The following is a 9,565-nucleotide window of genomic DNA, read 5'->3' as shown; positions in this document are numbered from 1 at the left end:
AACTCCCCCGGCGGCTCGATGCCCCGGGCGAGATAGACCTGCTTGAGCGGCAGCAGATCGAGCAGCAATTCCAGCACGGTCTTGGGATTGCGCCCAACATGACCGCCATCGGGCAGGATCTGCGCCTCGAGCTCGCGCGCGAGAATGCGGGAAGCGCGCCGCGCGACGCCTTCGAAACCCTCCAGGCTGAGCCCGGCATAGGTGACCGCGACTGCCGCACGCAGCCGTGCGAGGGGGCGGGGATGGGAGAGCATGGCACGCTGCAGCCGGCGCAGATCCCGCCCCAGAGCGCGCATCAGCTTGTGATAGAAGGCGTGATCTGCCCCGTCCAGGATCAGGGGGGACTGGCTGAGAAAGGCGATCACCCGTCTTGCGGTGACATCCGTCTCGCGCGCCGCAGGATCGGGCGGACGCGAGAGGAATTCGCCGACGAGCGCGCGCGCATTGGCCCGCGCCAGCGCCGTATCAGCCGCCCGCAAATGCCGCAGCCAGCCGAAACCGTAGAGCAGTTCCGCCCAGTGCCGCGACGGCGGCGTCAGGGTGAAGGGCGAGCGCCCGCCCGTCGTGACGGCCCGCCCGCCGAAGACGAAGGAGCCGGCATAGATGTCATTGGCGATGGTGGCATCCGAGGTGCGCAGATCGGGCGGAACGATCAGCAGCCGCTCGGGCACGCGCTTGCGTACGGCGCCGATGCCCAGCGCGCGCCGCGCGCCATCACGCAGGGCGCGCCCGGCTTCACGCAGGGCCAACCCGTAGATGTGCCAGCGATCGGAGCGCGCGCTCAATCAACCCCCCACCCGCAATTGCCTGCCTGCGCTGCCGTTTCGCCGAAACGGACGAGCCCCGTTCGGCGAGGACGACGGCATGCATGCGACAGAACTGCCCCTATCTTCTCACCTGAACCGGCCATGGTTAACAAGCGGTTTCCCACTTGCCACAAATACGGGCAATTGCGGCGCAAACTGCAGGGAATGCGCAGGCGCTCTCCCGCGAGCAGCGCGTCAGGCGGGATCGTTTGTACCCGGGAGCTTACGAAAACGCGCGGCGAAGAAACCGTCGAGCCCCTCGACGAGCCCTGTTCCGCCGCGATGGGGCAGAGCGCGGAAATCGCCCTGTGCATCGATCAGGCCGGCAAGGTCTGCGGCCGAACCGGATACGGCGAGCTCGCCAGGCGTGATCGCGATGCGCTGCATATCCGCATGGCGCTCCAGCAGATCGCGCGCCTGTGCCTCGCCTTCTTCGGGCTCGAGCGAGCAGGTGCAATAGACGAGGCGGCCTCCCGGCGCGAGCAATCTGACGGCCTTGTCGATCAGTCGGCGCTGCAGATCGACGAGTTTGGCGATATCCTCCGGCGTCTTCGTCCAGGCGACATCCGGATTGCGGCGCAGCGTGCCGGTGGCGGAACAGGGGGCATCAAGGAGGATCGCGTCGAAGCGCAGATCATCTTCCAGCGCCAGCACGTCGGCTGCGCGCAATTGCGCGGTGAGCCGCAGCCGCGCGAGATTCTCCGCAACACGCGTCAGGCGTTTCTGCGACCGGTCGACGGCGAGCACATCCGCGCCCCGGGCCGCGAGCTGGACGGTCTTGCCGCCGGGTGCGGCGCACAGATCGACGACGCGCTCACCGGGGCCGACCGCGAGCAGACGCGCGGGAATGGCGGCGGCAGCATCCTGCACCAGCCAGGCGCCGTCATCGTAACCGGGCAGCGTCTCCACGGCGCGGCGATCGGCAAGACGCAGCGACCCCGTCGGCAGAATGCGCGCATCGAGCCGCTCCGCCCAGAGCGCACGCGCCGGCCCGTCCTGATCGTCGCGCAGGGTGAGATCGAGCGGCGCTTCCTGGCGCAACACACCAGCCATGGCGATGCATTCCGCTTCGCCCCAGCGCGAGAGCCAGCGCGCATGCAGCCATTCGGGGAGATCATCCAGCGGCCCGGCCTCGGCGAGAATCGCCTCACGCTCGCGCGCGATCCGCCGCCCGAGGGCGTTCACAAGTTTGGCGTAATGCTTGAGATCGGGATGCGCACGCGCCAGCCCCACCCCGGTGGCGACGGCGGCGTGGTCGGGGACGTCGAGAAACAGGATCTGCGCGGCGATCACGGTGAGCAGATCGCGCAGCTGACCCTTGGCGGGTTTGCCCGTCATGCGGGCGGCCAAAGCGGTGCGGATCGTACCCATCCTGCGGAAGGCGACGATGCAGATGGCGCGGGCCAGGGCCGCGTCACGCTGGGGGATCTCCGCCTTCATCGCAGCCAGGTCCTGCGCGAAGGCATCGTCGAACGGGCGACGGCTGCGCAGCACCTCGCCGATGACCGTGAAGGCGAGGCGCCGGGCGGCGAGTCCTTCGCCGTCATCGCGCGCAGCACCGGCGCCACGCGGCTTGGGCGTCTTGCCGGGCGATGAGGCTGAGCGGGGTTTGCGACCGGTGTCGTCAGGCGGTGTTTGAGGAGGCAATGTCATGTGGCGACAACCATGCGCGAAGCGCGTCAAAACAAGAAGACTGCGGCAGGCTTATCCCACCGCAGCCCCGAAAGCGAGCCCCCATGCAGCGCCGAGCTGCCCGTGTAACCATGCAGCGCCGAGCTGCCCGTATAACCATGCAGCGCCGAGCTGCTGATATGCCGATGCGCGCGCTCGATCAATCCTTCTGCGGCGCGATCGCCACATCCAGATCGATCATGTGGCCGGCACGATCGCGCTTGGAGGCGAGGTAGCGGACGTTTTCCGGATTGGTGCGCCCGATCGAACGCTCATCGGCGACGACATCCAGCCCGGCTTCCCGGAGAGCACCAATCTTCACGGGATTGTTGGTGAGCACCCGCACGCGGCTCACACCGAGTTCGGTGAGCATCTGCGCGGCGAAATCGAAGCGGCGCTGGTCGAGGCCGAAGCCGAGCGCCGCATCGGCGTCATAGGTGTCGAAGCCTTCCGATTGCAGCTTGTAGGCCCGGATCTTGTTGGCGATGCCGTTGCCGCGTCCCTCCTGATCGAGATAGAGCAGGATGCCTCCCTCCCCCTCGGCCATGGCCTGGACGGCGCCGCGCAGCTGATCACCGCAATCGCATTTCAGCGAACCGAACAGATCGCCCGTCAGGCAGGCGGAATGCAGGCGCACGAAGACCGGCTTGTCGAGATCCGGCTTGCCGACGATGATGGCGACCTGATCACGCATGCCCTCGCCACCGCGAAACACCACGAATTCCGTTTCATGCGCGCCCTCAAGCGGCACCGGCGCGCGGCTGGCAATGCGCAGAAGCTTCGCCTGCTGCTTGCGGAAAGCGCGGATGGCTTCACCTGTCACGGTGAGAATGCTCGCCTCGTGCTCCATTCCCTCGGGAAGCGGGATCACCAGCACGGCGGGGGTCACGAAGGACAATGCCGCAAGTTCGAGCGCATCGAGATCGACCCGTGTCGCAGCCCGCACGGGCGCATCGACGCGCGTTTCGATGCGCCGGGCGAGCAAGGCGATCCGCTCCGCATCCACCACGGGCATCGCCACCGCGCCCGCATCCTCGCGCTCCAGCCCGATCCGGCGCAGGCGTGGACCGGTGAGGATCAGCCGCGCGCGACCGCCGGCCACCGCATCAATGCGACGGCAGAGGGCATCATCGAGATCCTCGACACCGAGAACCAGCGCCCGCATATCGTCGTTTTCGATGATGACGGGGCGCGCATGCCGGAATTCCGCAATGGCACGTTCCACATTCATCAGCACGGTATCGTCTGAATAACCGAGTACAAGACGCATCATCGACCAAGGTTTCCTGTATCGTGCGGCCCGCACCCCGAGAGAACCTGATCCGACACCGGATCGAACCTGTTCGCAAGAGGGACAAACCCTACATTACCCCACATAGAGTGCCGCCCGGATTATCAAGCTATCCTCGTCCGGATATCATTCCTGGTCGGCGCAATTGCAAATGCTTCTACGGCTCATCAGTTCCGGCGGATCAACATGAGAGCGATTTCAAGCCTGCCCGGTGCTCCGGCATTCGGGAATTTCGGTGACGCCAGCCCGGTGGCACCCTTCGTCGTGGCCCAGCTCGGGCAATCCCTCGACGGGCGGATCGCCACGGTGACGGGGCACTCCTTCTATATCAACGGCGCAGGCGCGCTCGACCACCTGCATGCGATCCGCGCGCATGTCGATGCGGTGGTGGTCGGTATCGGGACCGTCATCGCCGATGATCCGCAATTGAATGTGCGGCGCGTGACGGGGCGTGATCCCGCGCGGGTGGTGATCGATCCCAACGGTCGCCTGCCCGTCACCGCCCGGATACTGCGCGATGACGGCGCAAGGCGCCTTGTCCTACGCCGTGCGGGCCGGGGCGAAAAGCTTCCCGAAGGCGTCGAGGAGATCATTCCGGGCGCGGTGGAAGCGGGCCCCATCGCCCCGCAGCAGATCCTGGAACTGCTGCGCCAGGCCGGGCTCCGGCGGGTCCTGCTGGAGGGCGGGGCGCGCACGATCTCGGATTTCCTGGCGGCCCGCTGCATCGATCGCCTGCACATGCTGGTGGCTCCCATGCTGATCGGCTCTGGCAAACCCGGAATCGCCCTGCCCCCGATCGAAACCCTCGATGACGCCTTGCGGCCCGCGACATCTACCTATCTACTGGAAGGAGGCGATGTTCTGTTCGATTGCGATCTGCGCCGGTCGAGCGATGCGGTCGCGACTTGAGGCGAAGGAGTTGTGCAATGAGCAGTGACGCTTCAACGGCGAAGGCGGCGCCAACGACTCCCGAAAGGCGCTATTCCGGCATTCAGATCGCGCTGCACTGGGTCATCGCGCTGATCATTTTGGGCATGGTCCCGGTCGGATTGGTGATGACCCGGCTCGACCCGTCCACGCTCACGAATCTGCTTTACGAAATGCATAAATCCTTTGGTCTGATCGTGTTCGGCCTTGCGGTCATTCGCCTCGGGACGCGGTTCGTGCTCGGCGTGCCGCCACTCGCGCCGGACATGCCGCAATGGCAGATCCGGGCCGCGCAGATCAGCCATGTTGCGCTTTATATGCTGATCGTTCTCGTTCCGCTCACCGGCTGGGCTGCGACTTCCGCCTGCTGTGCGCCGGTCAATCTGTTCTGGGCGATCCCGCTGACGCTGCCCATCGGGGGCGGCTTCGAGACCGCCGGCCCGATCTTCCTGCTGCACAACATCTTCACCATGGCGCTGATCGCGCTGGTGCTGCTGCATTCACTGGCAGCGCTCTACCACCATTACGGGCTGAAGGATGGCACCCTGCGCAAGATGATGCCGGGTTCGAAACGCTGAGCCGGCCTTGCCGGAATGCGGTGATTGTGGGATGAAGATCATGCCCTGCGGAGCATCGCGGCTCGAAAAGGGGGCTCCCGTTGCCGTCAGCGGGGCAAAACCAGTCCGAAGGGGCTGCCATGCCGGGACCGATACGCGCCGTCGCCTTCGATATCCTCGAGACGGTTTTCTCGATAGAGAGCCTGCGACCGGGCCTGACACCGCTTGGCCTTCCGGGAAATATCCTGGAAACCTGGTTTGCTGCGAGCCTGCGTGATGCATTCGCCCTCGCGGCCACGGATGATTTCGCCCCTTTCCGCAGCGTAATGGGCGATGCGCTGGCTGATCTGCTGCAACGGCATAACCTTCCCGTCATGGAGAATCGCATCGCCGCCTTCCTCGACGGCATGACGAATCTGGAAGCCCGACCCGACGCACATGGCGCCTTCGCCACGCTTGCGCAGGCGAACCTGCCGGTTGTTGCCGTCAGCAATGGTGCCGCTGCAGCGACGCAGCACCTGCTTGAGCGCGCCGCGCTGTCATCCCTCGTGCAAAGGGTGTTTTCGGTCGACGAGATCGGCTTCTCGAAGCCGCGTCGGGAGGTCTACTCGCATGTGGCGCGAAGCCTCGGCCTGCCTGCCTCCGCGCTCTGCCTCGTGGCCGCGCATCCATGGGATGTCCATGGCGCGCGTTCGGCGGGGCTGCACGGGGCCTTTGTCGCGCGCGGTCAGCTCTGGCCGACCACGATGAAGAGACCCACGATCATCGGGGACGAACTCCTCGACACGGTCGAGGCGGTGCTTGCATTGAACGGCTGATGGCAGGGTTCAGGTCTTCATGTCGATGAGGGTGCGCGCCATCTCGGAGGCGGTCGAGAAGACCTTCGCATTCGCCTTGAAGGCTGCGACGGAAGCGACCTGGTCGGCGATTTCGCGCGTGTAATCGACATTCGGCGCCGCCACCATGCCCCGGGCATCGGCGAAAGGCGCATCGGGTTGATGGCGCAATTCATAAGCAGGAAGCCGTTCGCTCATCCGCGCCGCAGTGCCGCTGCCGGTGGAGACCTGCACCACATCGACGGGCTGGTAGACACTGCGCGGGTCATCGCTGCGCGGGACCGGGCGATCGGGTGGCGTCTGCGGAACGGGGCCGTTGCTGCGGGCATTGGCGACGTTCGAAGCACTCGCCTCGATGCGAAGCGCCGAAGCATTCATACCGCTCGCGGCTATGGTCAGTGAGGGCGACATGCCCGGACAATGCCGCCCGGCGCCTTACGGCGCGATCAATCGGAACAATTGCATTTTAGGGAATTGTCGAAAAAACCGCGCGGGCACAAAAATATCGTCACATGCTCGGAACCGGTGGCGGATGCGGACGTTAGCGCTGTAACCGACCTTGATCTGCCCCCACCGGTCGGCAACTCGAAGGCGCATCCGGTGATTCGGATGCGCCTTTTTCGCATCAGTTCAGATCACGCGGCGATGTCGCGGGCATAGGCCCAGTACAGCTCCCGGGCGCGCTGGTAGATCGGCCCGGGCTGGAGCCCGTGCTCCTCGATCCGTGTCACCGGCGTGACCTTGGCATAGTTGCCGGTGCAGAAGATTTCGTCTGCATCAAGGAATTCCTCATAGCGCAGTACCCGCTCGACCACCTCGACACCACTGTCGCGCAGCAGGCCAATGACACGCTGGCGGGTAATGCCGTTCAGGAACGTTCCGTTCGGGATCGGCGTGTGCACGACCCCGCCCTTTGCCATGAAGATATTCGCGGTCGCCGTCTCGGCGACGCTGCCCAGCATGTCGAGCACGACCGCGTTGTCGAAGCCGCGCGTACGGGCCTCACGCAGGATGCGGGCATTGTTGGGATAGAGACAGCCGGCCTTGGCATCTGTGGGCATGGTCTCCAGCGTCGGCCGGCGGAAGGCCCCCTTCGTCACGGCGGCGCCAGCGGGCTCTGCCATTGGCGCCTCGAACAACGTCATGCAGAAGCCGACATTGTCGGGATCGGTCGTGATGGTGCCAGGCCCCTCACCCTCGCCCCAATACATCGGCTTGACGTAGAGTGCTTCACCGGATTCGAATTTCTTCGCCCCTTCCAGCGCCAGTGCAACCATTTCTTCCGTGCTCACCGTCGGATTGAGATCAATCGCCTTGGCGGAACGGTTGACGCGGGCCATGTGCAGGTCGAGATCCGGCGCCACCCCGTCGAAGATGCGCGCGCCGTCGAATACGGTGGAACCGAGCCAGCTGGCATGGGAACGCGGGCCGATGATCGGCGGGTTGCCTTCATGCCAGTCTCCTGCATACCAGGTCCAAGTCTTCGAATACCAGGCCACGCGTTTTCTCCTTCCGTACACTGATGACGCAACGAAGGCGTCGTCCCTATCCAAGAGATGCCCGGCTCCGCCTGTCAATCGGCAAGTTTCCCCACCATGCCTTTCAGGCGATGCCCTGCCGCTGCGCACGGCCAATCAACATGGCAATCGCAAAGAGCGTCGCGATCCGACGATAGAGCCGTTCGAGAGCCGCCCGCAAGCCCGGGATCCGCAACCACACGGCACAGACCACGAGACGCGCGCGTCCGAAGCACGCACGCCGGAAGCGTCTGAACTAACCATCGCACGATTGAAGTTGTCGCATCCCGTCACGGATCGACCACCCGCCGCGCACGAGCGGCAAGCTCAAGGACCGATTAGCTGCAGGCCCGACAAGCTCCAGCGATCGCGCCCCGCGGGCGCCATGTCGCGCCGGCGGGGCGCCCGCAGCTTCAGCGCATGGACAAACAACCGCAGCACACCGGTGAGACGCAACCCTGCACGCGCCGGCCGGCCGATCATTCAAGCCTGGCTGCGCAACTTGTCGCGGGTTTCGGCGAGCGCGGCGATGGCCGCATCGATCTCGTCACGCTGGCTCTCGAGATGCGCAATCTGCTCCTCGACCTTGGTCAGGGAGAGCTTGAGATCAATCCCACCCTTGCCGCCCTGCTCGGTCGGTGTGAGCATGTCCTGGATCTCGGCAAGCGTGAAACCGAGCTGCTTGCCCTTGAGAATCACCGAAAGGCGCTCACGGTCGCGGCTCGAATAGATGCGCATGGTGCCTATGCGCTTGGGCGCGAGCAGGCCACGATCCTCGTAGAAACGCAGCGCCCGCAGCGTAACGCCGAATTCGCGCGACAGATCGCTGATCAGGTATTCCTTCGCTTCGGAAGCACCTTCTTCGGCGAACCCCGAAACTTCCTGCGAAATCGTCTTGACACTATCCATGTACGACACAAAGACCCCCTTTGTTCAATACCCGCCGCCGAACGCCCGTCCGCGCAGAGAATCGCTTCGGACAATGTCGCCCAACCTGAAACGCACAACACTCCGATTTGAATAATCAGAGATTGCTTTCCCGGGCAGACTACGCCCGATCCGGCAGCCCGGATCAGACCCGAGACCTTCCGGAACCAGCACTCGGACTATGCCCCAGACAAAGCCCGGTGCCAATATCAAGATGCATTAAATTCGTATAGCAACCTTTAAGAAACGTCACCGTTGCATATCCGCTACGGCATCGCGCCGAGGATCTACGTCACCTGACGATGATCGCGCCGCGCCCGCTGCGTCACGATGGCTAAGGCGTCACGGAGAAATGCCGGAATCACTGCCGGCGCCGGTTGCAAACATATCGTGACGCGATGCGCGGCGCACCCGAACCACGCCTTCAACGGACGGGGCGGACAGGCACTGCATCCATGCTTCGCAGGAGCGCTTCGCGATCGAAGTCGGTCATAGAGAGCATGCGAGATTTTATGGCTATTGAACCCAATGCGAGCGCGCTTCCCGGAAGGAAATCGTAAACAGACTTATCGCGCGATTTGGCGCATCAGGACGCTGGTCAGCCGGAACTCCGCCCGATCAGGCACATGCTAGAGACAAGAAATGTTATTGCGCTCGATTTCATCGACATTGCGCACCGGCCAGGGCGTCGTCTCGCCAAGCGCGAGATCACCGGTGATCGCGTAGCCGATCATCGGGGTATAGACATTGCCGACTTCCGCGAGAATGAAACTGCTGTCTGGAACGGCGAAGCCCGCCGGAATATCGACGCTGCTGTCAGTCGCGCGCGGCCCGATATCGCGCCCGTCGCTCCAGCAGACACGACCGACGAGGCTGCCATTGTCATCCTCGATATAGACGGAGGTCACGCGCATCGTGATGCGGGAGATATCATAGGGCTCCATGACTGAGAGGGCGGCGTTGAAGATCTCCTCCATCTGGGCATTGTCGATCCCGTCGGATGACCGGCTGGTGATATCGGCGATGGTGCGCG

At 64.5% G+C, this 9,565-nt stretch carries 8 protein-coding genes and 2 pseudogenes; 3 read left to right on the top strand and 7 right to left on the bottom strand.

Translation table 11 applies throughout. The features are described 5' to 3' along the window. The 3 genes and pseudogenes from VKP01_RS12970 to ribA form a co-directional block, all read right to left on the bottom strand. Positions 1 to 785, bottom strand: a pseudogene (locus tag VKP01_RS12970) (heparinase); the annotation flags it as partial. 216 nt (positions 786 to 1,001) lie between these two features. Next, the gene (locus VKP01_RS12965) at positions 1,002 to 2,459 is read right to left on the bottom strand and encodes an RsmB/NOP family class I SAM-dependent RNA methyltransferase (protein ID WP_324412934.1); all 1,458 of its coding nucleotides are present in this window, start codon (positions 2,457 to 2,459) and stop codon (positions 1,002 to 1,004) included. Between the two features lie 178 nt (positions 2,460 to 2,637). Then, entirely contained in the window at positions 2,638 to 3,747 is a 1,110-nt protein-coding gene (gene ribA / locus VKP01_RS12960; protein ID WP_414706580.1) for a GTP cyclohydrolase II RibA, read from the bottom strand. A 207-nt stretch (positions 3,748 to 3,954) separates the two neighbouring features. Between ribA and VKP01_RS12955 the strand changes: the two genes are divergently transcribed. The 3 genes from VKP01_RS12955 to VKP01_RS12945 all read left to right on the top strand — a co-directional run bounded on the left by VKP01_RS12955 (position 3,955) and on the right by VKP01_RS12945 (position 6,070). Further along, the gene (locus VKP01_RS12955; protein WP_324412930.1) at positions 3,955 to 4,677 is read left to right on the top strand and encodes a RibD family protein; all 723 of its coding nucleotides are present in this window, start codon (positions 3,955 to 3,957) and stop codon (positions 4,675 to 4,677) included. 17 nt (positions 4,678 to 4,694) lie between these two features. After that, positions 4,695 to 5,273 carry a cytochrome b gene (locus tag VKP01_RS12950; protein WP_324412928.1) on the top strand — a complete coding sequence of 193 codons (579 nt, stop codon included), beginning with the start codon at positions 4,695 to 4,697 and terminating at the stop codon, positions 5,271 to 5,273. Between the two features lie 119 nt (positions 5,274 to 5,392). Then, on the top strand, positions 5,393 to 6,070 hold the full coding sequence (locus VKP01_RS12945; RefSeq protein WP_324412926.1) for a haloacid dehalogenase type II: 678 nt from the start codon (positions 5,393 to 5,395) through the stop codon (positions 6,068 to 6,070). Positions 6,071 to 6,079: 9 nt separating this feature from the next. Here VKP01_RS12945 and VKP01_RS12940 read toward each other — a convergent pair whose 3' ends face one another. From VKP01_RS12940 to VKP01_RS12925, 4 genes and pseudogenes are all read right to left on the bottom strand, one after another. Continuing rightward, complete coding sequence (locus VKP01_RS12940; protein WP_324412924.1) at positions 6,080 to 6,499, bottom strand: flagellar basal body rod protein FlgC; 420 nt, start codon at positions 6,497 to 6,499, stop codon at positions 6,080 to 6,082. Positions 6,500 to 6,723: 224 nt separating this feature from the next. Then, positions 6,724 to 7,587, bottom strand: coding sequence for a branched-chain amino acid aminotransferase (locus VKP01_RS12935; protein WP_324412922.1), 864 nt, complete (start codon positions 7,585 to 7,587; stop codon positions 6,724 to 6,726). Positions 7,588 to 8,088: 501 nt separating this feature from the next. Then, positions 8,089 to 8,514, bottom strand: coding sequence for a MerR family DNA-binding transcriptional regulator (locus tag VKP01_RS12930; protein ID WP_324412920.1), 426 nt, complete (start codon positions 8,512 to 8,514; stop codon positions 8,089 to 8,091). Positions 8,515 to 9,161: 647 nt separating this feature from the next. Further along, a pseudogene (locus VKP01_RS12925) lies at positions 9,162 to 9,565 on the bottom strand (hypothetical protein); the annotation flags it as partial.

The organism is Saliniramus sp., from assembly GCF_035311605.1.
Lineage (GTDB): Bacteria > Pseudomonadota > Alphaproteobacteria > Rhizobiales > Beijerinckiaceae > Saliniramus.
The sequence above is the reverse complement of the archived record's forward strand: the minus strand, read 5'-3'. Positions and strand labels throughout refer to the sequence as shown.